We start from the raw sequence: 24,257 nt of genomic DNA on the forward strand, positions 1-24,257 counted from the left end.
CCTTCCAAACCACCCACTTCAAACGCCAACGCCTTGAGTCACCCGCATAGGTCAACGATGTCAAATCTCACGCTTCCCACCGCCGCCCGCTGGCAACCCGCTTGCCGTGCCACACGGCTTGTCTTCCTGATCATCGGCATCGCGACCGCCAGCTGGGCAGCGATGGTGCCGTACGCCAAAGCGCGACTGCATCTGGATGACGCGGTGCTGGGCAGCATCCTGCTGGCGCTGGGCATGGGTGCGATGCTGGCCATGCCGCTCGCCGGCGTGGTGCTGCGGCGTTTGGGTAGCGGCCAGGTGATCCGTTTTGCCGGCGTGCTCCTCGTACTGTCGGTGCCGTCCTTGGTGCTGGCCTCATCGGCGTTGACCTTGGGTGTTGCGCTATTCATGTTCGGTGGTCTCGTTGGCGTGATCGATGTCGCGATGAATCACCAAGCCGTGGAGGTGGAAGCCGAAGCCGGCCGACCGTTGATGTCGTCCTTCCACGGTCTGTTTTCCTTGGGGGGCTTGGTCGGTGGCGTGGCGTTGGCGGGCTTGTTGTCGGCTGGGCTGCCGTTGCTGGTGTGTGCCGTTGGTGTGGGCGTGGTCGCGGCGATCATCGTACTGACGCAATACCGCTATCTGATGCCGCATCAGCCGCATCCAGCGCAGAAGGCAGCAAGCAGTCAACGCCGGCTTGGCCTGCCACATGGCATGGTGCTGATCCTGGGCATGCTGTGTTTCTGCGCGTTTCTGACCGAGGGCGCGATTCTGGATTGGGGCGCGGTGTTCCTGCATTTTGAACGCGGTGTAGACGCGGCCCGCGCCGGTTTCGGTTACGCCGCCTTCTCGGTAGCGATGACCACCGGCCGCCTGACCGGAGACCGCGTGACCCATGCGCTCGGCCCGGTGCGGGTGGTGTTGTTTGGCGGGCTCGTGGCGGCGTCGGGCATGGTGATGATTGTGGTCGCACCTTGGACGTTGCTGAGTCTGGTCGGCTTCGTGCTGGTCGGCCTGGGTGCGTCGAACGTGGTGCCGGTGCTGTTCAGCGCTGCCAGCCGCATTCCGGGCGTGGCGGCGAGCACTGCCTTGCCGACCGTGACCATGCTTGGTTACACCGGCATGCTCGCTGGCCCGGCGCTGATCGGCTATCTGGCACGGGCGACATCGTTGCCGCTGGCGTTTGGCGGCGTGGCGGTGTTGATGCTGATCGTGGCGGTGAATGCGGGGCGGGTGCGGCAGCGGGCAGTTGAGAGTGGCGCGGTTCAGGTTTTAGCCTCCCCCTTTTTGAAGGGGGACTGAGGGGGATTTCGGCTTCGGTGGAACATTTGATGCTGCGTCGAAATCCCCCCTAACCCCCCTTCGCGGAAGGGGGGAATGGCCGCACGGCTTTTATCGCTACAAGAGTCACATATTGCACAGCGAAGGTAGCGCCGGTGTCGCCGCTGGCACCGTATCCACAAACCCGGTCTTGCTCTCCCGCAAGGCCGCAATCCGCGCATCCACTTCCTGTGGTGAAAGCACGGTCTTGGCCGCGTGGTAGACCCAATCCACGTCCTCTTCCCAGCGGCGTTGCGGTTGGCCTTGCATGATCCCGTCAGCGATGAACCACAGGTTGAAGTTGATCGACATCGGCACGCGCGGATAGCTGCGTTTGCCGTGGCGGCCGGTTTCCTTGCCATCGAGGAAATAGACCGTCTCATCATTCGCCACTTGCACCACCAAGGTATGCCAGCCCGCCTGTGAGCCGCTTTCCATGTGATGTTCGTTGCGCGCAATGAAGGTGGGCTCGATCTGCGCGGTCTCCCAGCTGGTCTTGAACAGCGTCGACCCGGCCACGCCCCAGCCGCCGGCCGGCAGGTATTCAAAGTCGATTTCGCTGTAATCCGGGTCCATCGATTTGAGCAGCGGGCTGATGGTGTAGAAGGTTTCCACGACCTTATCGCCCGCTGGCCCGCTGACAGGGGCATCGGTAAAGCGCACGCGCGCTGCATACGTGCCGGCAAGATATTTGCGGGCGTGACACAGCTGCGCCTGTTTGGTGGTGTTGCCATCCGTTTCCGCATTCATCCGCAGCAGGCGGTTGCCGGGCTGGGCCGGATCGTCGACAAACGTGATGCGCTCCTTGCCCCAAGTGCCGCCAGATGGGCCGGGCCAGCCGGCTTCGGTGCGGACAATCCAGCCGTGGGCGGCGAGGTCATCGGGCTTGGCGTAGCTGAAGTCATCGAACAGTTCGGCCTTGGGTGCCGCCGCTGCAGACGCGGGGGACGGAGTTTTCTGGCAGGCCGCCAGGGTCAGGCAGAGCGGGGCAAGGGCGAGGGCAAGTCGGCGCATGGCGAGTCCGTTGGTGATTGGGGGCATGTGATTGATGGCTATCGCTCAACCGATGTTACGAGTTCAGCATCCAGCACTGCGCCGTGCGGTAGGTTTTGGGTGTCATGCCGGTGGTGGCGCGGAAGGTTCGGGTGAAGTTGCTCTGGTTCTCATAGCCCACGCGGCCCATCACTTCGGTGATCGGCAGCAAGGTATCGCGCAGCAGCGCGGCGGCCATCTGGATGCGCAGGGCGATCACGTACTCGCGCACGCTGCTGCCGGTGCGGCGACGGAAGTGGTCATTGAGCGTGGTGCGGTTCGAGCCGCACAGCCGCGCCAGCTCATCGACGGTAAAGAGCGTGTTGTAGCGCTCGTGCACGATCAGCAGCGCTTGGTCGAGCCGGTTGTCGCTGGCAGCGTTGAGGGTGATCTGGGCGGGCTCATCGGCCAGCACGCGCAAGTGGAACAGCAACTCGATCAGCCAGGAGCGGGTGCGGCACGGCCAATTGCCATCGCGTTGGGTTTCGCCCTCCGCTTGCACACGGGTGAATGCGGTTTCGATCTGCGCCGCCACGGACGGGGAGAGCGACATGGGGTGGCCCATGCGCGCTGGATCGAGGAAGGGCTCCAGCAGATAGGCATCGTGCATGGTGGTGCCTTCGTACCGGGTGACGCGGATGGCATCCGGCGTGAAGCTGGCGTTGATGATGCCGGGGTGGAAGCAGGCGCTGCGCAGTTGCAGCTTGTTGCCGCGCAGGATGGTCGGCCGGGTGGCTTCGTCCAGCAACAGCGCGGCGGGCGCAGTGATCAGCATCGGTTTGCCGTTGACCTGCAATACGCCGGAGCCACGCTGCACATACACGATGACGTAACGTGGTTCGCCTGGATCGATCGGGGTCAGTCCGTCGCCGGTATGCACGGCGATGGGTAGGGCGTAGCCGGGGTAATAAGCGCGACCGATGTAGGACAGCGGGGCTGCGATGCGATCCATGCCTGGGCTCCTTTCGTTATTCTTCATTGGGGAGGACGGGCGCTTGTCTGCCGCCACGCACCCCCATCACTTGCCATTCCGCACAAAACAATTGCAACCGGGCAAAGCCGCCGCCCGATCACCGCTTTAGCCTCCGTCTTCGTGAGCCGACGCTTGTGTCGGCGCTTCCTCGGAGCCTGTCATGCCTAAGCAATTCACCCGCAAATCAATCCATCCACCGATCCATTCGCTGCACGCTGTGCTAGCGGCGTTCATGCTTTGTTCGGCTGCAGCGGTGCCGGCCAAAACCGCCAAACCCAAGCCGACACCAGTCGCAGAAGCTGCACCGACGCCTGCGCCGCAACCCGCGCCGAAGGGTGACAAGGTGTCGTTCACCAGCGAGGACGGCATTGCGCTATCTGGTGTGCTCTATGGCAAGGGCAGCAGCGTCGTTGTCTTGTCGCACCAGTACAACCACGATCAGGACAGCTGGCAGCCGCTGGTATCGCGCTTGCTTGCCAAGGGCTACGCCGTACTCACCTACAACTTCCGCGGCTATCCGCCATCCGCCGGCAAACTGGAAATCGGCCTGATCGGCCGCGATCTCGATGCCGCCGCGGCCTATGCCAGAAGTCATGGCGCAACCCATCTCGCGCTGGTCGGTGCAAGCATGGGCGGCATTGCCACCGTGCCAGCGGCGCTGGCTGCCAAGCCGGATGCCTACGTGGTGATCTCATCCCCGCGCGAATTCGGCAGCCTCACCGCGCCGGACGAAGCGCTCAAGGCATCCAAGGCCGCCAAACTGTTCATCAACAGCAAATACGACAAATACGTGGCCGATACCCAACACATGCAAGACGTTGCCGCCGAGCCCAAGGCCATCAACGTGTATTCCACCGGTTTGCACGGTGTCGACCTGTTCGACGGGCCGGAAGGTGATGCGGTGCAGACACGCATCGTCGATTTCATTGCGGCGAATTTGCCAGGTTGATGATGGATCGGGGGCGCAGCCCTGATTTTCACTTCCCCCTTTTTAAAGGGGGATGGAGGGGGATTTCGGCGTCGGTGAAAATTTGATGCGGTGTCGAAATCCCCCCTGGCCCCCCTTCAAAAAGGGGGGGACAACATCGGTTACGGCCGCTTGGCAATACTCAAAGATGCCGAATCTCATCCGGCGTACAACGCCAGTTGTTATTGCGTCCGTCCGCATAGTGGATCGGTGCCTCGACCAGCTCCTTCAGATCGACATCATCCAGACAGGCCAGATTGACCGACACATACGCACCGCCAATTTGTTCGATGTAGCCACGCCCGAACGGCCGCAGGCCGCAGTGTTTGCAAAACATGTAGTGGGCGCTGAAGGTGCCGAACTGGTATTCGGTCAACTCCGATTCGCCGGCGAGCAGGCGGAAGGCTTCCGGTTTGATGATCACGCTCCAGTTGCGCGATTTGGCGCACATTGAGCAATTGCATTTGCCGGTACCGGCGCTGAGATCGATATCTGCTTCAAAGCGAACCTCGCCGCAGTGGCAACTTCCCTTGTAGGTCTTTTGCATCGGTGAATCTCCAATCAATGTCATCCATGAATTGAGGTATCCGTACCGCTAACCGATCGATGTACGGCCGAGATGGGGCGCGATGGCCCACCCGACGAAGTGTAGGCCCCTGCAATCAGCCCGGCCGGGGTTGCTTGGGCAGCCCCAGCATCTGATCCACCGTCACGAATTCATAGCCGCCAGCCTTGAGCCACGGAATCAGCTTGTCGACCGCTTCAACCGTCTTGTAACGCTTGCCACCGCCGTCGTGCATCAGAATGATGGCCTCTTCGTGCGTGGCTTCTTGCGTGGCGCGTTCGATGTTGTGCGCGCCGAACAGCATGCGGTTGCGATACCAATCCTGCGTATCCAGCGACCACTGAATGACCTTGAGGCCGCGCCGGTCGAGGTCTTCGATTTCGCTGTCGCTGATCTCGCCATAGGGCGGACGCATGATCTTGGGTTCGAAGCCGACGATGCGCTTGAAGATGCCCTGTGTCTTGCCGATCTCTTCGTCCCAGAAATACGTCGGATCAAGCTCGGACAAGTGCGGGTGCGTATAGGTGTGGTTGCCCAGCATGTGGCCTTCGCGCCAGGCGCGCTGTACCGCCCACGGCCGCAAGTCCATCTGCGTGCCCATCATGAAAAAGGTGGCTTTTACGCCGTGTTTCTTCAGCACATCCAGCAGCGAGCTGGTGTATTCGCTCGGGCCATCGTCAAAGGTCAGCGCCACCCAGCGCCGATGCTTGGGGCCTTCGAGGAAAACGGTATGTGGATACTTCGTGCCCTGGCGTTCCATATCCGCCAGCGGGGTCTGTCCCCAATAATTGCGGAACGGTGTGCGGACTTTGGGCGGGCCTTTGGGCGCATCAGCAGCCACGGCACTTGGGCCGGGTGGCGCAGGCGGCAGCCATTCCCAAGCCCACCAGACGGCCAGCATCACCGCCACAACAGCGGCCAGGCCATACGCGATCTTGCGTCGCATCAACATCCTCTAGTTCTACCTTCCAGTGCTAGGCATCAAGCATGCCAAACAAATAATCGGCTGACTTGTCCGATTTTGCGCATTTTCCACAAGCGGCCGGCCAAGCCATTTGATACAGGGCTAACGCCACGCCGACTTGTCCATTCTTGCGCTTTTGCAGTCCACGCCTCGCAATCCCGCGAAACACCGCTAAACATGCCATTAGAATGAATCGACTTGCCCGGAGATTTCATATGGCCAAACCCGGTGTCGGTCGTCATACCGGCTACCTGTTCATCGCCCCGTTCCTGATCCCGTTCGCGGTGTTCAGCCTGTGGCCATTGCTTTACAACATGTGGTTGTCGCTGCATGACTATTTCGTGACCGAGCATGTGGCGGTCTGGAATGGCTTTGCCAATTACGTGACGTTGGCCGAGTCGGATTCCTTTCCGTATGCGTTGAGGAATTCGCTGCTGTTCTTGCTGGTGGTGCCGGTGATTCAGGTGGTGGCATTGGGCTTGGCGCTGTTGGTGCAACGGCCGCTGGTGGGCATTGGCTTGTTTCGCGCCATCTATTACGTGCCGGTGGTGATCGCGATTTCGGTGGCGGGGGTGGTGTGGCGGCATGTCTTCGAATACGACGGGATGTTTAGCTGGCTGTTGATCACGCTGCATATCATCCCGGAAGGCGTCGACTGGATCGGGCTGGATAAGTTGTCGCTGTATGCCGCGATGTTGTTCTCGACCTGGAAAAACGTCGGCTATTACATGGTGCTGTATCTGGCCGGTTTGCAGACGGTGCCCAAGGCGCTGCTGGATGCGGCAGAGCTGGATGGCGCGGGAGCCTGGATGCGCTTCCGGCATGTGACCTTGCCGGCGCTGCAACCCATCGTGCTGCTGTGCACGCTGCTGACGACCATCGGTGCGCTCAAGGCGTTTCAGGAAATCCTCGTGCTGACGCACCGCACGCAAAATACCGTGACGATGCTGATGTGGATGTACAGCGTGGCCTTTGGCGGTGGCAACGGCTTCGGGCTGGCGGCTGCGGTGGCGGTGCTGGTCATGGTGTTGTGTTTTGCGATTGCGGCGGTGCAGTTTCGCGTGTTCGGCGCGCGCGGCATTTGGGGGAAGGGGACATGAGGCGCGCTACCGTGCAGGAGATCATCGTGGACGGGGCGGCCGCCAAGGGGTTCTCCATCAACATCGTCAAGCGGATCGCCGCCATTGGTGCGCGCTACGCCGGGCTGATCGTTTTCGCGGCGTTGATGGGCTTTCCCTTTGTGTGGGTGCTGGCGGTCGGGATGTCGAAAGATCCCTCCGGTATCTGGGTGTTTCCGCGGGCTTTCTTGCCGCATGACCCGAGCGTGTATTGGTTTAAGCGGGTGATCGGTGTGATGCCGTTTTTTACCTATTTGCGCAATTCGGTGGCGATGTCCGGCATGACGGTGGCGGCCACGCTGATGTTGGCGATTCCGGCCGGTTTTGCTTTTGCGCAGCTGGAGTTTGTCGGGCGGAAATGGCTGTTCGGGCTGCTGATTGCCACGCTGATGGTGCCGTCTGAAGTCGGCATCGTGCCGAACTTCCTCACCTGTGCGCACTTGGGTTTGCTCGATACCTATGCTGGCGCGGTGCTGCCGAATATCGCCAGCGCGTTTGGCGTGTTCCTGATGAAGCAGCATTTCGAGCAGCTGCCGTCGGAGGTGCTCGATGCGGCGCGGGTCGATGGGGCGGGGGAGTGGCGTTTGTTGTGGCATATCGCCATCCCGATGTCGCTACCCGCCGTGGCGACGCTAACGATCTTTACGCTGGTGACGGCGTGGAACGATTACCTATGGCCGGCGGTGGTCATGAATACGCGCTTGAAGTTGCCGATCAGCGTGGGCGTGTTCAACGACCTGACCGGCCCGTTCGCGACGTCGACCAGTTTGATCATGGCGGCGCTGGTGCTGGCGATCGTGCCGGTGATGGTGTGTTTTGCGGCCACGCAGCGGTTCTTTTTGCGTGGGGTGGCGGATTCGCGGGCGTAGTGTCGGGCTCGCCAACTCATCAATAGACGGGCGTTGTAGGTTGGTGTTGAGCGTAGCGAAGCCCAACACCCCTGGTGCGCGGTCAATGTTGGGCTTCATTTCATTCAACCAACCTACGAAATACAGATGGTTCAGGCCGGTTTGAAATCCGGAAAATACTGGGCCTGCATCCGTGCCACGTAATCCACCAGATTGCGCTTGGTTTCGGCATGGGTGCGGATGGGCGATTCAATCACCGGGCTCAGGAACACCGCCAGCATGCCGTAGAGGGTGGCATCGGTGCCGCAAGGGGTATCTCCAAGCAGATAAGGCTTGTCACCGAGCAGGGTGGCGACCACATCGAGATCGCGCTTGGCCAAGGTTTCGATCTCGGTCGCGCTGTGGCGGCCGATCCCTTGGGCGTACAGCATCTTGCCGACTTTCTTGCGAATCACGCGCTGGATCAGCGCCCGCATCGGTTGCGGAATCTTCGCGAAAAATATCGCCGGGCCGCGCTGGAAGTTGCCGTCGTCTATCCAACGCGTCCACGCACCGATGAAATACAGATGCTCTTCGAGCATCTTCTCCACGGCCCAGGCTTGGGCGCGTTGCTCGGTGGAATAGCCGTTGTCGAAATCGATGCCATATTGCTGTTCCAGATAAAAACGGATCAGCGTCGAATCCGCCACCTTTTTGCCGTTGTCGTCGATATAGGGCAGCTTGTGTTTGGGCGCTTGGCGAAAGCCGTGCGTATCGGTACGAAAGGCTTGGCCGGACATTTTCATCAGCACATGGCCCTTGAGGACAAACGGGCTGGGGTCTGGCAGGCCCATGCCGGGGCCGAAGGTGTAGAGCGTGATCATTCGATGCGCATTCCGTGGCGAGGAAAGCGGCCAGTGTAACGGCAATGCTTCCGGCATTTGAAAGACTTTGGATGACAGCCAGCCGCTTGAGGGCGGGTATCACTCGTGATGCGGAAAGAAGCTGTGGCAAGCATTCCGGCCGGAATACTTGGCGGCATAGAGGGCGATATCGGCGCGCTGGTAGACCGCATCGACGGGTTCGTCCGCATCGCGCGGGGTAGTGATGCCCAGGCTGATCGTCACGCACACGTTCTTTTCCCCGGCCGGCACGCACATGGCTTCCACCTGGTGGCGCAGGCGTTCGGCGGTTTGCACGGCGACTTCCGGCGCGGTGTCGGGCAGCAGGATGACGAACTCTTCCCCACCCACACGGGCCAGCAGGTCGGAGCCACGCAGGCCCGATTGCAATGCCTGCGTCACCCCGCACAGCACTTGGTCACCCGTGCCGTGGCCATGCAAGTCATTGACCTGTTTGAAGAAATCGATATCGCCAAGAATCAGCGCATAGGCATGCCCGGTGCGCCGGTAGCGGGCCCGCTCGCGGTTGATCGCATCGAAGATGGCGCGCCGGTTCAGCGTGCCGGTCAGGCCATCGCGCAGTGCCATTTCCCGTAGTGCGAGCGTGCTGCGCCGCAGTTTGTAGAAGGTGAAGCCCAGCAGCAGTGACAACACGATCACCACGCCGGCAGCCGGGCGCATCTGCTCCAGCACGCCCAGCAGCGCGACTTGCCGGGGGAGTGTATAGACCAAGGTCCAGTCCGCTTCACGCACCGGCAAGGCCAGGATGTAGCGGGTGCCCAGTTTGTGGAATTCGCCGGGGTTGGCGATGGCGGTTTCGATCTCCTGGGCCGGCAAGTGCAGGTGATTGGCGAGTGTTTCCGGCTTGCCGCCACGGGTGAGCGTGTAATAAGTGCCGGCGAGGATGTTGCCGCTGCTGGTCAGCGGGTTGCGCACGATATAGATCCGTCCGCCCGGCAGGCGATCGGTCTGCACGTAGCGCTTGAGGAAGTCGAGCGACAGGTCGGCCGCCATCACGCCACGGAAGTTCTTGCCTTCGTAGACCGGCGCGCCATGCGTGATCATCATGCCCTTGCCGGCAGGGTCGTCGTACGGTGGTGTCCAGTAGTCGTGGCGGCCGGGGTTGAGCGCCGGGGTGCCCAGCTGCATGAATTCCATCTGCTCGGCCTTGTTGACCAAGGAGGCCATATCCGGCGCGCCAGTCTGATCCAGCATGGTTCGCTGCGAAGCCCAGGGCGACACGATGAACATCTTGCGGGCGGAGCCGTAATACAGCCAGGTCAGCTCCGGGCTGGTCTTGAGTGCGGCACGGTGCAGTGGAAACAGCCACAGCGCCATGTTCAATTCGCGCCGGGCCGAGGCATCCAGCTCCGCGATGTGGCCGACGCCGAACACGTTGCCGATCAGATTGCCTTGCACATCCGGCGGCACGTCCTCCAGGCTGAAGCTTTTCCCGTCCGTACTATCGCGGATGTAGGCAAACAGCGGGGACGACGGCAAGGCGTGTTGACTATCGAGCAGGGCTTCGGCGGCTTCGCGCTGGCTGCGCACCTGATAGGCCACCTGGCTGAGTTTGGCATTGAGCCCGCCCGCACGTGCCGTGATCACCTCGCGCCAATCCGCCAGCAGCGCACGTTCTTGCGAGCTGAACGGCATCAGGACCAGCGCGCTGATGATCAACAGCAGCACGAGCCCGGCGGAGATGGCAAGCCAGCTGGCATCGGCCCATGCACGCAACAGGCGTTGCGCGCTCGCCTGGAGGAAGGTCAGTTTGCTGGAATTCATGCGGGGAGCCGCTGAACGGGGAGGCAACTAAATTGTGCCGCACATCGGCCGCATTTCCGGCTGGATGGCTATTGGGTTCGATTTTTTGCTGATGAACGGCTTTGTTGGCTGGCCCTGGGATCGGGTTATGCCTGTAATGGGCGTGAAGCATGTACCCCGGCCGGCTTGGCCGGCCGGGACCGCCATTGGATCGAGCCACCCCGGCCGGCCAAGCCGTGCGGGCTACGGGGAGCTTGTGCTACAGCGGTTTGGAGAGCCCCAACGCCTGCCAGCCGGCCAAGCCCAGCTTTTGCAGCGTCTCGATATTGCGCTCGAAGATTGCCGAGGCATCCGGAAACGCTTCGACTGCGCGGGCGATGCTGGCTTCGCGCAGCAGGTGCAGCGTGGGGTAGGGCGAGCGGTTGGTGTAGTTGCTGATGTCGTCCGGCTCGGTGCCGTCGAACTGGAACTGGGGATGAAAGCTCGCGACCTGGATCACGCCTTCCAGCTCATGCTCGGCCACGGCTTCTTCGGCGATGCCGGTGACGTCGTTGAAAATGAGGAAATCGTCGAACAGGCTCGGGTGGATCAGCAATGTGGTGTCGATTTCGGCCGGGTCGGTGGCGGCCAGTAAATCCAGCTCGCGGTCGAGGTCTTCAAGGAAGCCATCGAGGTGCCTGGCTTCGCTCACCACAATGCGCACCTGATTCTTCACATACACCGATTTGGCGAACGGGCAGAGGTTGAGGCCGATCACGGCTTTTTCGAGCCATTGGCGGGTGACGGAGAGGATGTCTTCTTGGCGCATGCTGCGGCTCGTACGGTGATGGGTGGGCAGGTGAATATCAGAATGATGGTACTGGATTGGTGCCACTCACACGCTTGTAGCTGCCGTTCTGGTAGCGATAGAGCGCGCGTTGTTTGCTGTGCTCTATTGTCGATGCAACCAGCGCCTGGCTGGTGACGTTACCGTCTTCATCTTCCTCGGCCGCTTTCAGTGTCTTGAGGTGCTCGGTGCGAGACAGGAAATCGATGACCAGATCACCCGGCTGATCCTTGCCTGATTTTCCGGCCTGAATATGCCATTGCCCCGTGACGGAATAGCACTCGTGCCGCGTGGCATCTTCCTCTTCGTGTTGGTCTACGCTGCCAGCCGGTCGCTTCAGCACGGGTTCGCAGTCGACTGACATTGCGTTGATGTTGTCAGAGGCCAGTGCTTCCTCTTTGAGCAAGGGTGTGACCTTGTGCGCGCCAAGCTCGTACAGCGCGAACCATGTACCGCAATAGCCCTGCCAGCAGCTGCTTGGCTCCGCGCTCAGGGCAAAACGGTTGGCCGAGAGCTTCACCACTTGGGTTTTGCCGGGCGTGCCGCTGAAGCCGATCCAGTCCACTTCGTTCTGGCTGCCGTCGGCAATCCAGCGTTCGCCATCGCGTTTGAACCAGTACGCGCTGATCAGGCCGGGCGAGGGGTGCCCGGCCAGCGATGCGCCATGCTCGTCGACTTCTGATCCAGTCGTGATCAGCACTGCCCGGTCTTCGGCCAACCGCACTACCTGATCGGGATCGAGCGTGAACCAGCGTTGTGCCGTGGCGGGTTGGCTGGCTGCGGTGGCACTGGCTTTCTGATCCGAATCATCCGCCACTGCCAGCGCCACATTGCGTTTGCCGTCTTGCCAGGCCGGGAAAACAACTTGCATCAGCGCGTTACGTTCCAGCGTGGCTGATGACGGAGGGGCTTTGCCGCAAGCGGCGAAAACAAGGGGGAGCAGGATGAAGCACAGGAGTAGTCGGTTGGCGGGCATCGGGGCGGAATGGATATGCGAAAAGATGCCGGATTTTGCCTGAATTTGGCCTGACCTGCTGCTTGCGGATAAAGCTGTATCGGTGGTTGACTCAGCGGGGCAGCAGGCTCGGCAGCAAGTCTTGCGTCGTTTCCCTTGAGAGCGAAATCTGCAGTTGCCTGGTATCCAGCACGGCTTGTACCTTGGGCGTGCTGACCTTTTTACCGTCGATGATCAGCGTCAGATTCTGGTGTAGCGCCTCGCGTGATGCGCTGGCCAAGCGTGCCTGTGCAGCCGGGGAGAGCTCGACATTTAGCGTAATGGCACCGGGGTTATGTTGATTCTTGAGTTGCAGATTGATGGCGGTGAAATCCTGCCGGGATGAGAAGGCAATTTCAGCAGCCTGCGTGTCGACGCCGTAGAGTGCGCAAAACAGGATTGCGGCGGTGATTTTCCAGGGCATGCGCATGATTGTTCCTTGGTTTTCTTTGCTGAATGGCAGGCTTTGGCTGACCCTTCATCCGATAGTTCGTTCTTAAGGTATTTTGCCCGCTTCCTCTGCAAGGCCCGTGAATGGCTGTCATAGCAGGCGCAATACCAGGCGCCAGCCCAAAACATGACCTTTGGTCATTGCCTGGCGTGAATATTGGCTGAACCTGTTGCCTGCACCCGGCCTCGAACCTGTATCCCTGTCAGTCCTGACCGGGAAAGGAGGTCCACATGAAAACGATCTACAAACAACTGATTCATGGCGCTGCGGTACTGATGCTCGCCACATCACCGGTCTTCGCCGAAAGGGATGTTTCGGCGGCCCCATCTACCTTCATTAGTGGCGGCGTGGGGGATTCCGACGCATCCACCCTCAAGGCCATGCGCAATCAATACAACGTGCATATGCTGTTCACCGAAAAGAGCGGCGCTTATCTATCCGGCCTGCACGTCCAGATTGCCAACAGCAAAGGCGATACGGTACTTGATACCGTTTCGGAAGGACCATTCCTCTACGCCAGATTGCCGGATGGCCGCTACAGGATTTCTGTCGCGCTGGATGAACAGGCGCAACAACGCATATTGATGGTGCGTGGTGGTAAATCGACCGAGTTGCACGTCGCGTTTTGACGATGTGGATTCTCCAACGAGAAACGGGCCTTTCGGCCCGTTTTTCTTTGCTGCTGTTTGCGTTATCTCTTGTTCTTGTACGCGCAATAACCCGGTCGTGGCCCGACCTTGGGGTGGTTGCGACAGGTATTCGGGCGCACGTCATAAATCGTGCACAGGCGCGTTTCCTCGTCCAGATAGCTGCATTCGCCGCTGGCCCGCTGCGCCAGCGTAAAGATGCTGTTCTTGAAGTTGAAATGCTCGATCACGCCGGCTTTTTCCAGTCGCTTGGCGATCTGCTTGGGCTGTTCGTGCTCCGCTTCGAACGCATCGACCACGCCCATCCGCACCAGATCGAACAGCTTCACCTCCACCGGCATGCTGCAACAGGCGGATTGGCAGTCCAGACACATGCTGGCACGGTACTTGGCCCAGGTATCCAGGTTTTCCAGGGTCGAGACGTGAATCAGTTTTTTGTACGGTGCGGGTGGCATGGGGCGGGTCAGATCAGGCAAAGAGGCCGGATTGTCGCACATTGATGCACTTCAGCACCGCGCCGGTCTGACCGCCGGTGGGCTGTGCGAATTTGAAAGCAAGCACCGGAGTGCTGCGGTTTGGGCCTACGAATACACTCAGACGCACCGATGTGATGGAGCGAAGGCATGAATGCACCTACGAATGCAGCAATCAACACAACACTGGCAGGCCCCGCTGCGCAAGACGCCACCGATCGCGTGGCGATGCTTGATTGGCTGCGGATCGCTGCTGATCTCGATGCGCAAGGCTGCGCTGTCATCGAAAGCCTGATCACCCCAACCGAATGCACGGCGCTGGCCGGCTTGTATTCACAAGATGCCCTGTTCCGTAGCCGGGTGGTGATGGGCCGGCATGGTTTTGGTCGCGGCGAGTACAAATACTTCAGTTACCCCTTGCCGGACCTCATCGCCGGGCTGCGCACCTCGGTCTATCCGCATCTCGTACCGATTGCCAACCACTGGAACGCGGCGATGGGGATTGATAGCCGCTACCCGGAGCAACACGCCGATTTCATTGCCCGCTGTCACGATGCCGGCCAGTGCCGGCCAACACCGCTATTGCTGCAATATGGGCCGGATGACTACAACTGCCTGCATCAGGATTTGTACGGCGAGCATGTTTTCCCGCTTCAGCTCGCCATTTTGTTATCTGAACCGGGCCGGGACTTTACCGGTGGCGAGTTCGTGCTGACCGAACAACGGCCGCGCATGCAATCGCGACCGGAGGTCGTGCCACTTAAGCAGGGCGATGCTGTGGTGTTCGCGGTTCACCACCGGCCGGTGCAAGGCACACGCGGGGTGTATCGCGTCAATATGCGGCATGGCGTGAGCCGCTTGCGTTCGGGGCAACGGCATACGGTCGGCATCATTTTTCATGATGCGTTGTGAGGTGTACTGAATGACGGCGGATCTTTTCGGCGACGACGTGCCGAACTGGCGCGAGGAGCTGGGGCCGGGCGCGGTGGTGCTGCGTGGTTTTGCCGTTCCCGTTGCAACGGCGCTGCTTGCCGCGGTGAATGGTGTTACCTCGGCAGCCCCGTTCCGCCACATGATCACGCCGGGTGGTTTTCGCATGTCCGTCGCGATGACCAATTGCGGCGCATTGGGCTGGGCCAGCGACCCAACTGGTTACCGCTACGACCGGCTCGATCCGGAAAGCGGCCAGCCTTGGCCCGCCATGCCGGATGTTTTTCTGCGGCTCGCCCGCGATGCGGCTGCAAGCGCCGGCTTTGCGGATTTCACCCCGGATGCCTGTCTGATCAATCGCTACGAGCCGGGTGCGCGGCTGTCGTTACATCAGGACAAGAACGAGCGCGATTACACCGCGCCGATCGTCTCGGTGTCGTTGGGGCTGCCTGCGGTTTTTCTATTTGGCGGATCACGCCGCGATGACAAGGCGGCGAGGGTGCCGCTCGCCCACGGTGACGTGGTGGTCTGGGGCGGCCCGGCGCGATTGCGTTATCACGGGGTATTGGCGTTGAAAGCGGGAATACATCCGGCGATAGGCGAATATCGGGTTAATTTGACGTTTCGGAAGGCGGGCTGACGGCCGGACGAGTTGTGAGCAGGTTGGCGCAGAAAATGGCCACGGCCTTGAAAACCGTGGCCATTGATCGTTGTGCAAATATCCCGACTACAGCACTTCCGCCGCGTGATCCGCCAGGCGCGAGCGCTCGCCGCGTTGCAAGGTGACGTGCCCACCATGCTCCCAACCCTTGAAGCGGTCCACCACGAACGTCAGGCCGGATGAGCCTTCGGTGAGGTAGGGTGTATCGATCTGGCTGATGTTGCCCAGACACACCACCTTGGTGCCGGGGCCGGCACGGGTGATGAGAGTCTTCATCTGCTTCGGCGTCAGGTTCTGTGCCTCGTCGATGATCAGGAACTTGCTCAGGAAGGTGCGGCCGCGCATGAAGTTGAGCGATTTCACCTTGATGCGGGAGCGGATCAGGTCACGCGTGGCGGCGCGGCCCCAGTCGCCGGCTTCGGCATCGGATTGGTTGAGCACGTCCAGGTTGTCTTCCAGCGCCCCCATCCACGGCTGCATCTTTTCTTCCTCAGTGCCGGGCAGAAAGCCGATGTCTTCGCCCACCGGCACGGTAACGCGGGTCATGATGATCTCGGTGTAGATCTTCGATTCCAGCGTTTGCGCAAGGCCCGCCGCGAGGGTGAGCAGCGTTTTGCCGGTGCCGGCCTGACCGAGCAGCGAGACGAAGTCGATATCCGGGTTCATCAGCAGGTTGAGGGCGAAGTTTTGCTCGCGGTTGCGCGCCGTTACGCCCCAGATGGCGTTCTTCTGGTGGCTGTAGTCCTTGAGGCTTTCAAACGTGGCGGTCTTGCCTTCGACACTGACCACCCGCGCCGCAAACGGCTCGCCAGCCTGAAACAGCATCTGGTTGGTATGCAGCTCAGGGCATTCCGGGCCTTTGAGGCGCCAGTAGCTCTTGCCGCCTTCCTGCCAGCTTTGCATGTCCTTGCCGTTCTTCTCCCAGAACGCCAGGTCGATTTCGCGGATGCCGGTGTAGAGGAGGTCGGTGTCTTCCAGCACCTTGTCGTTGAAGTAGTCCTCCGCCGCCAAGCCCATCGCCCGCGCCTTGATGCGCATGTTGATGTCTTTGGAGACGAGCACGACGGCGCGCTTGGGCTGCATCTGCTGCAGGTGGTGCACCACGCCGAGGATCTGGTTATCCGCCTTGCCCATCGGCAGCTGCGACGGCAAGACGCTGGTGATCGCCTCGGTCTGCAGGAACAGCCGGCCGGTGGCCTGGCCCTTGCTGGCTTCTTCCAGCGCTACGCCTTCGTACAGATCAAGCTCGCGGCCGGAGATCAGCTCTTCGATGAAGCGGCTGGTCTGGCGGGCGTTGCGGGCGACTTCGCTCATGCCCTTCTTGTTGTTGTCGAGTTCTTCCAGCGTCATCATCGGCAGGAAGAGATCGTGTTCCTCGAAGCGGAAAATCGAGGTCGGGTCGTGCATCAGCACGTTGGTATCCAGCACAAACAGTTTGCTTTCCTTGCGGGAAGATTTGCGGGCGGCCATGGTGGACTCTCCTTGTTGTGTGGGCGGGATAACCTCGATGCGCGGGTTGGTCTGTTGTGCGGATCAACCAATGCATCGAATACGAAAAAAGCGGCACATGGCCGCTTTTTGCTATTTCAGTGTCTGCACGAAACTCAGGACGGCATCGACATGGCCCGGCACCTTCACGCCGCGCCACTCCTTCACGATCTTGCCCTCCTTATCAATGACGAAAGTGCTGCGCTCTACGCCGCGCACCTGTTTGCCATACATGTTCTTCATCTTCATCACGCCGAAGGCCGCGCACAGCGTTTCATCCGGATCACTGATCAACTCGAACGGGAAACACTGCTTTTCCTTGAACCCCTCGTGCGATTTCACGCTGTCGCGACTCACGCCAAAGACCTTGACCCCGGCGGCATCGAACTCGGCATGCTTGATGCGGAAGTCGTTGCCTTCGGTGGTGCAGCCCGGCGTGTTGTCCTTGGGGTAGAAGTAGAGAATGAAAGCCTGACCTTTCAGTTGCGAGGGATCGAACGTTTGACCACTGGTCATCGGCAGAACGACAGCCGGGCAGGGTTGGTTGAGCATTGCTTGTTGTTACTCCCAAAATGAGCGCCCCGTAGAGCGACTCACAAAACCCGCTGGGCTAGGCGTGCGAAACGCAGACAGTACTCACTGTACGGCAAGTGAGCACAACAACGTCCAGCGGGTTTTGTGAGTCGCTCTTGAGTTGATTCTCGGCAAATGTGCCGCTCTCGGCAAGGCGCAGTTACAATACGCAGCAAATTTTGAAAATGGTGTGACAACGATGAGTATCAAGAGCGACCGGTGGATTCGCCGCATGGCGGAAGAACAGCAGATGATCGAGCCGTTCGAGCCAGGGCAGGTGCGCTATGTGAATGACCAGAAGATCGTCTCCTATGGCACATCGAGCTACGGCTACGATATCCGTTGTGCGGATGAATTCAAGGTCTTCACCAACCTCAATTCCACCATCGTTGACCCGAAAAACTTCGACGAAAACAGCTTTGTCGACGTGTCTGGCAAGGGTTACTGCATCATTCCGCCGAATTCGTTCGCCTTGGCCCGCACCGTCGAATACTTCCGCATCCCCCGCAATGTGCTGACCGTTTGCCTGGGCAAATCGACCTACGCCCGCTGCGGCATCATCGTGAACGTGACGCCGTTCGAGCCGGAATGGGAAGGCTACGTGACGTTGGAATTTTCCAACACCACGCCGCTGCCAGCGAAAATCTATGCCAACGAAGGTGTGGCGCAAGTGTTGTTTTTAGAGGCAGATGCCGACGATATCTGTGAAACCAGCTACCGCGATCGCGGTGGCAAGTATCAGGGGCAAGTGGGTGTAACGCTGCCAAAGACCTGATTTTGATGCCGACGTGAGAACTGAAAAGGGCCGCAAACATTGCGGCCCTTTTTCATTGCTGGTTGGTGTGTGTCAGATCACCGGGATGCGTTGACAACAATCGTGCCCGCAATCAGGTCATGCAGGCAGCGGCGGTTGCCGCGGAAGATGAACATCACGTCGATCAGCGATGCGAGCTTGCCCACAAACGGAATCAAGCCGCACAGGTGGATGATCAGATAGCGTTTGGCGATCAACGGCAGGAATTCGGGCTTCTCACCATCCAGTGTGACGATCTTGATCTTCAGCACGCGCTTGCCAACGGTCTGGCCATAGCGGTTCAGCAAATAGCCGTGCACGAGCACGAAGCCGACAAACCCAAATGCGCCGATCAGCAAGAGCTGTGAGAACGGCGGTTGCTGGCCTTGCGCGGCGGCGGCCCAGATGCCCGCAAACCAGAAATACGGGGCGACCAGCGCGAAGCCGATGAGTCCATCGATGAGCGCTGCGGCGAACCGGTTTCCTCGGCTGGCCAGCGTCAATTCACCATCGGCGGATTCTTCCAGATCGGTTTGCGTCGGGGCGTACGGGTTGAGTGGTGTGTCCATGCTTGTATGCTCGTGGGATTAATCCACCTCGATGATCTCACGCCCGTTCAACGGCTGCACCGGGCGTTGATTGTGGTAGTAGAACTTGCGCATGGCCTGCAGCTGCGCCTTGCTGATGCTGACCGGCTGCTTGAGTTCGATCCAGGTCACGCCTTCGCTGCAAGGCGGCGTGGTCAACGAGCCGGAGTAGGTGTAATAGCCGCGTTGTTCCGGTAGCAGTCCGCTCGGGTCGACCAGGATGTCATCGATATGGGTATGTTCATTTACCTTGGCCGGCATGTGCGCCAACAGTGTTTGCAGCGCTGGATTGGCTTGTTTACCCACTTTGAATTGCACGGCGACGACGAGCATCTTGCCGTTGGCATCGGCGTGCACCAGATGCACATCCAGCGGGCTGGCCTTGCCGGCAAAGCGCTCTTCGCCCGGCGAATGGAAATGGAATTGCACCAGTTGGTAGCTGGTATCGCCCAAGGTCACGCTGTCCTTGCCCGGCTCGGCAACGAATTGCATGGCGTGGCCGGTATTCAGCAGATCGAGTGGCATTGCGGCGTAATGAAACTGGATGCGTGAGAAGGAGTCGGGTGCCTTCTTCGCTTTGAAGATATTGATTGGCGATTCGGCGCGGCCCGCTTCGCAGGTGTGGAAATCTTTGCTGATTGCGCCCCAATGCGCGGGGCCTTCTTCACCGGAGTAAGTCCAGTGCGCGGCATGCGGGGCGTCGGTGGCTGCCGCAAAACCGGATGCAAGTGCGATCAGCAGAATGATGGATTTCAATTTCATGGGGCACCTCTATATTTGTGAGCGATTGTCGCTGGCCAGCCATTCATAACGGCGGCAAAACGCCGTATTCTCTGTGTCCAGCCTGTTAGAGCCAAATAGGCGCGGACTGAATTCCACGTCGCCCGTTGTTAGCTAATTGGGCGGCTTCAAATATCGAACGCGGCGCCTTACCGCCAAGATACCCATCTGAACACAAGGATTAGCTCATGAGCTATGTCGCCTCCCCATCCCGTTACGCTGATATGGTTTACCGCTTCTGCGGCAAGAGTGGCCTGCAGTTGCCGGCTTTGTCGCTGGGTCTGTGGCATAACTTTGGCGATACCGTGCCGGTCGCCCGTCAGCGTGAAATGCTGCACACCGCGTTCGACCTCGGCATTACGCATTTCGACCTCGCCAACAACTACGGTGTGCCGTTCGGCAGTGCGGAAACCAATTTCGGCCGCATCCTGCGCGAAGACTTCAAGCCATATCGCGATGAGCTGATCATCTCGACCAAGGCCGGCTGGGACATGTGGCCAGGCCCGTACGGGCAGGGTGGCGGTTCGCGCAAGTACGTGCTGGCGAGTCTGGATCAAAGCCTGCAGCGCCTGGGCCTCGATTACGTAGATATCTTCTATTCGCACCGATTCGACCCGGATACCCCGCTGGAAGAAACCGCCGGCGCACTGGCAACCGCTGTGCAGCAAGGCAAGGCGCTGTACGTGGGCATTTCGTCGTATTCGCCCGGCAAGACGCTGGAAATGGCCGCGCTGCTGCGGGAATGGAAAGTGCCGCTGCTGATTCACCAGCCGTCGTACAACATGCTGAATCGTTGGGTAGAAGGCGAGCTGCTCGGCACGCTGGGGCAGCAAGGCATCGGCTGCATTACCTTCACGGCACTCGCCCAAGGCATCCTGTCGGACAAATACCTCGGCGGCATCCCTGACAGCGCACGGGTCAACCAGCCGGGCGGTGGCTCGCTGCAGCGTGACCACCTCAACGAAAGCACCATCGCCCGCGTGCGTGCCCTGAACGACATCGCCAAGCGGCGTGGCCAGAGTCTGGCGCAGATGGCGCTGGCTTGGGTGCTGCGCAATCCGGAAGTGACCACTACGCTGATCGGCGCCAGCAGTGCCGAACAGATTCGCGAGAATGTCGCCGCGCTGCAAAACCTCAACTTCAGTACCGAGGAACTGGCCGAGATCGACAAGTACGCAGTCGAAAGCGGCATCAACTTGTGGGAAAAGCCTTCTACCGATCAGCACGTTTGATCGCGTGCCGGTGTAGAAAAAAGCAGTGCTTTGGCGTGGGGCGGTTGAATCAACCGCCCCATTTTCAATTGGAGTCCAGATCGGAATTCGTGTGCCAAGCCTTGCTACATAAGGGATCAGGGCCAACCGTATCCCCAGCGCAACAAACTTGCTGCACTTGTGCTTGCATTCAAAATGACGTTGCACTAGCATATAGAACGTTCGTTCTATATGGAGTTGGTCATGTCATACACCCCACGTTTTCGTTTTTCCGAATCAGCTGCCGTTCGCAAACATGTATTGCGAGTCCCCACCGAACTCATCGAACACCTCATCCGTCAGCCGGCAGGCGCATCGACCGGCATGCGCTGGCTGCAGACTGCTGACTTGGCCGAGTTGAGCGAATCGATCCAGGTCGAAGGCCGCCGCCTGCTGGGCATGTACGTCTACGTGGATGACGCCGGCACCGTGACCGAAATCGGCATCGATCGGGCCGGCGTGGGGTTACTGCATTGATGGCTCATCATGTTGATGCCGGCATGCGCACTCTCGATCGTTTCAACAAAAAGCCCTGACATTGGTCAGGGCTTTTTGTTTGCCGGTGAATCACACAACCGGTGGTTCAGCGGCCTGCCAGTAGTTCTCGAACACCAGCTCTTCCAATGGTTGGCGTGTGGCCCATTTTTCCTGTTCCAGCATTGGCTTCTCATAAAACTCGCTGACGTGCCCCAGGCACAACACGGCGACGGGTTTCGCACCGGCGGGCAGCTGCAACAACTCGGCAAGCCGTTCTGGATCGAACAGCGATACCCAGCCCATGCCGATGCCTTCAGCGCGGGCCACCAGCCAGAGGTTCTGGATCGCACAAGCGACCGAGGCCAAGTCCATTTCCGGCAAGGTACGCCGGCCGAAGATGTGCCGCTCGCGGCCATCCATCAGTGATGCGACCAGCAGCTCGCCACAGTCCTTGATGCCTTCCACTTTCAGCCGCATGAATTCCGCCTGCCGCACGCCAAGCGCTTCTGCCGTGCGCTGCCGTTCCTCATCGACCAGCGCGTGAATGCGATTGCGCAGCTCAGAATTCGTGATGCGGATAAAGCGCCACGGCTGCATATAACCCACGCTGGGTGCCAGATGCGCCGCGTGCAATAGCCGCTCCAACAGGGCCGGATCGATTGGATCGGGGCGGAAGTGGCGCATGTCGCGACGCTCGCGGATGGCGCGGTAGACCGCGGCGATTTCAGGATCGGTGAAGCGGTTCATGGTGTATTGCTTGGAAGAGTGCTGGGCTGGAACAACGCTGCAGTGGCAACGGGATTGGACGGGAAATACAAGTGCAGATAGCTGGCGAGCAGGCTGCCATGCCGGTAAATCGGCTCGCCCGGCGCAGAGCCGCTGGCGCGTTGGGCGCGTGCGACCGGCTGCAGCGGCGTCTGGATACTGGAGTAGTGGAAGGCATGACCGCGCAGTTCGCCACCCGGCAATTGCGCCGATTGCAGCCCCAGCCCGGCCAGCTTGCGCTGCAGCGTGGCGTCACCCGGCAGCAGCCCAAGCATCTCGCCGTGTTGGCCGTGCGCATCGGTCAGCGAATCCAGTAGATAAAGCATGCCGCCACATTCGGCGTAGAGCGGTTTGCCTTGCACAACATGCTGGCGCAGCGCGGCTTTCATCGATTGATTGGCCGTCAGCTGTGCCAGATGCAATTCCGGGTAGCCGCCCGGCAGATAGATGGCATCGGCATCGGGCAGATGCGCGTCGGTCAGCGGAGAGAAAAACGCCAGCTCTGCGCCCAGCGCGGCCAGTAATTCCAGATTGGCCGGATAGATAAAGGAAAAGGCCCGGTCGCGGGCAATGGCGATGCGCACGCCAGTCAGCAACTGCGGAATCGGCACGCTGCTTGCCGGTGTGAATGCCACTGACGGCGGCAGATTCGTCAGCGTGGTTTGAGCGATTTGCGCCGCTGCGCTTTGCAGGCGTATTTCCAGATCATCGATTTCCTGTGCCTGCACCAAGCCCAGATGCCGCTCAGGCAAGGCCATGGCGTCGTCGCGGTAAACCATGCCCAAGCAACGCAGGGAGTCGGGCAGGGCGGCGGTCAGCATCTCGGCATGGCGGGCGCTGGCGACACGATTGGCGAGCACACCGTAAAACGGCAAGCCGGGCCGAAAGCTCGCCAGCCCGTGCGCGATGGCGGCAAAGGTCTGCGCCATGCCGGTGGTATCGACTACTGCAACGACCGGAACGCCGAACGCCTGGGCCAGATCAGCGCTGGACGGCGTGCCGTCAAACAGCCCCATGCTGCCTTCGATCAGGATCAGGTCGGCGTCCCCGACCGCGTCATGGAGCTTTTGCCGGCAATCGGCCTCGCCCGTCATCCATAGATCAAGCGAATACACCGGCTGGCCGCTGGCCTGCTCAAGAATGTACGGATCGAGAAAATCCGGCCCGGTCTTGAACACGCGCACGCGGCGGCCTTGATCGCGGTGATAGCGTGCCAGCCCGGCCGTCAGCGTGGTCTTGCCCTGATGCGAGGCGGGCGCAGTGAGGAACAGCGCCGGGCAGTGGCGCGCAGCTGCCGACATCAAAACTCGACTCCCTGCTGCGCCTTGATGCCTTGCTCATGGTATGGGTGCTTGACCAGCTTCATCTCGGTCACCAGATCAGCCGCTTCTATCAGCGCATCCGGCGCGTGACGGCCAGTGACGACAATGTGCAGCATTGCCGGGCGAGCCTTGAACACGGCCAACACCTCATCCAGCGGCAGATAGTCATACTTGAGCACGATGTTCAGCTCATCGAGGATCACCATCTGGTAATCGCCGCTCTCGATCATGCGGCGTGCTTCATCCCAGCCCTTGCGTGCCGTGGCGACATCGCGCTCGCGATCCTGCGTATTCCAGGTGTAGCCGTCGCCCATCGTGTGGAAGTCGCAATTGTCGAAGCCACCCAACAGATCGCGCTCCGCCGTGTGCAAGGCGCCCTTGATGAACTGCACCACGCCCAGTCGCATGCCATGCCCAACCGTGCGCAGGCCCATGCCGAACGCGGCGCTGCTCTTGCCCTTGCCGGTGCCGGTGTGGACGATCAGCAGGCCTTTTTCCAGCGTGGCGGCGGCTTTTTTCTTCTCAAAGCCTTCCTTGCGCCGTTCGGTCATGCGTTGGTGGGATGTTTCATCGGTTTTCATGGGGTGATCCTTGGTTAGTACGGAACACAAAATCTTGAACCACAGAGGGCACAGAGAACACAGAGGTTTCACAGAGAAAATCAAAACCGATTGAGAAGAACACCTGTAGGAGCGAGCTTGCTCGCGATGGCAATGGTGATGAATTCAATGCCGTCATCGCGAGCAAGCTCGCTCCTACAAAAACCTTGCCTTTCTCTGTGAAACCTCTGTGTTCTCTGTGCCCTCTGTGTTTCAAGATTTACGGTTTT

General features: G+C 60.2%; 27 protein-coding genes. 10 read left to right on the forward strand and 17 right to left on the reverse strand.

The annotated features are described in order from the left end of the window. Positions 1-57 precede the first annotated feature (57 nt). Positions 58-1,281, forward strand: a complete 1,224-nt coding sequence (locus BR41_RS01900) for an MFS transporter (RefSeq protein WP_211251629.1) — start codon at positions 58-60, stop codon at positions 1,279-1,281. 105 nt (positions 1,282-1,386) lie between these two features. Here BR41_RS01900 and BR41_RS01905 read toward each other — a convergent pair whose 3' ends face one another. Both BR41_RS01905 and BR41_RS22580 read right to left on the reverse strand, forming a co-directional pair. Further along, complete coding sequence (locus tag BR41_RS01905) at positions 1,387-2,313, reverse strand: glycoside hydrolase family 16 protein (RefSeq protein WP_051709799.1); 927 nt, start codon at positions 2,311-2,313, stop codon at positions 1,387-1,389. Between the two features lie 55 nt (positions 2,314-2,368). Continuing rightward, entirely contained in the window at positions 2,369-3,283 is a 915-nt protein-coding gene (locus BR41_RS22580; RefSeq protein ID WP_051709802.1) for a helix-turn-helix domain-containing protein, read from the reverse strand. Between the two features lie 181 nt (positions 3,284-3,464). Between BR41_RS22580 and BR41_RS01915 the strand changes: the two genes are divergently transcribed. After that, complete coding sequence (locus BR41_RS01915) at positions 3,465-4,253, forward strand: alpha/beta hydrolase family protein (protein WP_035052033.1); 789 nt, start codon at positions 3,465-3,467, stop codon at positions 4,251-4,253. A 160-nt stretch (positions 4,254-4,413) separates the two neighbouring features. Here BR41_RS01915 and BR41_RS01920 read toward each other — a convergent pair whose 3' ends face one another. Next, positions 4,414-4,818 (reverse strand): GFA family protein, encoded by a 405-nt coding sequence (locus BR41_RS01920; RefSeq protein ID WP_035052035.1) that lies wholly within the window; start codon positions 4,816-4,818, stop codon positions 4,414-4,416. A gap of 115 nt (positions 4,819-4,933) precedes the next feature. Then, complete coding sequence (locus BR41_RS01925; RefSeq protein ID WP_169741230.1) at positions 4,934-5,782, reverse strand: polysaccharide deacetylase family protein; 849 nt, start codon at positions 5,780-5,782, stop codon at positions 4,934-4,936. Between the two features lie 233 nt (positions 5,783-6,015). Here BR41_RS01925 and BR41_RS01930 point away from each other — a divergent pair, with 233 nt between their 5' ends. Both BR41_RS01930 and BR41_RS01935 read left to right on the forward strand, forming a co-directional pair. After that, positions 6,016-6,900: a carbohydrate ABC transporter permease gene (locus BR41_RS01930; RefSeq protein WP_035052037.1), complete on the forward strand. Its 885-nt coding sequence runs from the start codon at positions 6,016-6,018 to the stop codon at positions 6,898-6,900. After that, on the forward strand, positions 6,897-7,787 hold the full coding sequence (locus BR41_RS01935) for a carbohydrate ABC transporter permease (RefSeq protein WP_084186770.1): 891 nt from the start codon (positions 6,897-6,899) through the stop codon (positions 7,785-7,787). Before BR41_RS01930 ends, BR41_RS01935 begins: the two co-directional genes overlap by 4 nt. Positions 7,788-7,918: 131 nt before the next feature. Here the strand turns inward: BR41_RS01935 and BR41_RS01940 are convergent, their stop codons facing one another. From BR41_RS01940 to BR41_RS01960, 5 genes are all read right to left on the reverse strand, one after another. Beyond that, entirely contained in the window at positions 7,919-8,629 is a 711-nt protein-coding gene (locus BR41_RS01940; protein WP_035052039.1) for a glutathione S-transferase family protein, read from the reverse strand. A 99-nt stretch (positions 8,630-8,728) separates the two neighbouring features. After that, positions 8,729-10,432: a sensor domain-containing diguanylate cyclase gene (locus BR41_RS01945; protein WP_035052041.1), complete on the reverse strand. Its 1,704-nt coding sequence runs from the start codon at positions 10,430-10,432 to the stop codon at positions 8,729-8,731. A gap of 238 nt (positions 10,433-10,670) precedes the next feature. Then, complete coding sequence (locus BR41_RS01950) at positions 10,671-11,219, reverse strand: DUF1415 domain-containing protein (protein WP_035052043.1); 549 nt, start codon at positions 11,217-11,219, stop codon at positions 10,671-10,673. Positions 11,220-11,256: 37 nt separating this feature from the next. After that, on the reverse strand, positions 11,257-12,108 hold the full coding sequence (locus BR41_RS01955) for a hypothetical protein (RefSeq protein WP_035052044.1): 852 nt from the start codon (positions 12,106-12,108) through the stop codon (positions 11,257-11,259). 196 nt (positions 12,109-12,304) lie between these two features. Further along, positions 12,305-12,655, reverse strand: a complete 351-nt coding sequence (locus tag BR41_RS01960; protein ID WP_156970504.1) for a hypothetical protein — start codon at positions 12,653-12,655, stop codon at positions 12,305-12,307. A 257-nt stretch (positions 12,656-12,912) separates the two neighbouring features. Here BR41_RS01960 and BR41_RS22585 point away from each other — a divergent pair, with 257 nt between their 5' ends. After that, complete coding sequence (locus BR41_RS22585) at positions 12,913-13,311, forward strand: carboxypeptidase regulatory-like domain-containing protein (protein WP_051709811.1); 399 nt, start codon at positions 12,913-12,915, stop codon at positions 13,309-13,311. 62 nt (positions 13,312-13,373) lie between these two features. Here the strand turns inward: BR41_RS22585 and BR41_RS01970 are convergent, their stop codons facing one another. Next, positions 13,374-13,826 carry a YkgJ family cysteine cluster protein gene (locus tag BR41_RS01970; RefSeq protein ID WP_245615780.1) on the reverse strand — a complete coding sequence of 151 codons (453 nt, stop codon included), beginning with the start codon at positions 13,824-13,826 and terminating at the stop codon, positions 13,374-13,376. Positions 13,827-13,952: 126 nt separating this feature from the next. On the opposite strand from BR41_RS01970, the gene BR41_RS01975 reads away from it, so the two are divergent. Both BR41_RS01975 and alkB read left to right on the forward strand, forming a co-directional pair. Continuing rightward, on the forward strand, positions 13,953-14,714 hold the full coding sequence (locus BR41_RS01975) for a 2OG-Fe(II) oxygenase (protein ID WP_035052046.1): 762 nt from the start codon (positions 13,953-13,955) through the stop codon (positions 14,712-14,714). A gap of 10 nt (positions 14,715-14,724) precedes the next feature. Then, positions 14,725-15,372, forward strand: a complete 648-nt coding sequence (alkB, locus tag BR41_RS01980; protein WP_035052048.1) for a DNA oxidative demethylase AlkB — start codon at positions 14,725-14,727, stop codon at positions 15,370-15,372. A gap of 87 nt (positions 15,373-15,459) precedes the next feature. Here alkB and BR41_RS01985 read toward each other — a convergent pair whose 3' ends face one another. Both BR41_RS01985 and BR41_RS01990 read right to left on the reverse strand, forming a co-directional pair. Beyond that, complete coding sequence (locus tag BR41_RS01985; RefSeq protein ID WP_035052050.1) at positions 15,460-16,863, reverse strand: PhoH family protein; 1,404 nt, start codon at positions 16,861-16,863, stop codon at positions 15,460-15,462. 111 nt (positions 16,864-16,974) lie between these two features. After that, positions 16,975-17,433 (reverse strand): peroxiredoxin, encoded by a 459-nt coding sequence (locus BR41_RS01990; RefSeq protein WP_084186771.1) that lies wholly within the window; start codon positions 17,431-17,433, stop codon positions 16,975-16,977. A gap of 220 nt (positions 17,434-17,653) precedes the next feature. Here BR41_RS01990 and dcd point away from each other — a divergent pair, with 220 nt between their 5' ends. Next, positions 17,654-18,229, forward strand: coding sequence for a dCTP deaminase (dcd, locus tag BR41_RS01995; protein WP_035052054.1), 576 nt, complete (start codon positions 17,654-17,656; stop codon positions 18,227-18,229). A 77-nt stretch (positions 18,230-18,306) separates the two neighbouring features. Here dcd and BR41_RS02000 read toward each other — a convergent pair whose 3' ends face one another. Further along, positions 18,307-18,816 carry an RDD family protein gene (locus BR41_RS02000; protein WP_035052057.1) on the reverse strand — a complete coding sequence of 170 codons (510 nt, stop codon included), beginning with the start codon at positions 18,814-18,816 and terminating at the stop codon, positions 18,307-18,309. 18 nt (positions 18,817-18,834) lie between these two features. Next, a complete protein-coding gene (locus BR41_RS02005; RefSeq protein WP_035052059.1) occupies positions 18,835-19,596 on the reverse strand; it encodes a carbonic anhydrase in 762 nt (253 codons plus the stop codon). A 206-nt stretch (positions 19,597-19,802) separates the two neighbouring features. Between BR41_RS02005 and mgrA the strand changes: the two genes are divergently transcribed. Together mgrA and BR41_RS02015 are read left to right on the forward strand one after the other, a co-directional pair. Further along, a complete protein-coding gene (mgrA, locus tag BR41_RS02010; protein ID WP_035052061.1) occupies positions 19,803-20,846 on the forward strand; it encodes an L-glyceraldehyde 3-phosphate reductase in 1,044 nt (347 codons plus the stop codon). A gap of 222 nt (positions 20,847-21,068) precedes the next feature. Then, complete coding sequence (locus BR41_RS02015) at positions 21,069-21,341, forward strand: hypothetical protein (protein ID WP_035052063.1); 273 nt, start codon at positions 21,069-21,071, stop codon at positions 21,339-21,341. 90 nt (positions 21,342-21,431) lie between these two features. Here BR41_RS02015 and bluB read toward each other — a convergent pair whose 3' ends face one another. From bluB to cobO, 3 genes are read right to left on the reverse strand one after another with little or no spacing between them, the layout of a single operon-like run. After that, a complete protein-coding gene (gene bluB / locus BR41_RS02020; RefSeq protein WP_035052065.1) occupies positions 21,432-22,088 on the reverse strand; it encodes a 5,6-dimethylbenzimidazole synthase in 657 nt (218 codons plus the stop codon). Next, positions 22,085-23,407 (reverse strand): cobyrinic acid a,c-diamide synthase CobB, encoded by a 1,323-nt coding sequence (locus tag BR41_RS02025; RefSeq protein ID WP_035052067.1) that lies wholly within the window; start codon positions 23,405-23,407, stop codon positions 22,085-22,087. The genes bluB and BR41_RS02025 overlap by 4 nt, the downstream gene beginning before the upstream one ends. After that, positions 23,407-24,009: a cob(I)yrinic acid a,c-diamide adenosyltransferase gene (gene cobO / locus BR41_RS02030; protein ID WP_035052069.1), complete on the reverse strand. Its 603-nt coding sequence runs from the start codon at positions 24,007-24,009 to the stop codon at positions 23,407-23,409. Before cobO ends, BR41_RS02025 begins: the two co-directional genes overlap by 1 nt. Positions 24,010-24,257 lie beyond the last annotated feature (248 nt).

Source organism: Andreprevotia chitinilytica DSM 18519, assembly GCF_000711875.1.
Lineage (GTDB): Bacteria > Pseudomonadota > Gammaproteobacteria > Burkholderiales > Chitinibacteraceae > Andreprevotia > Andreprevotia chitinilytica.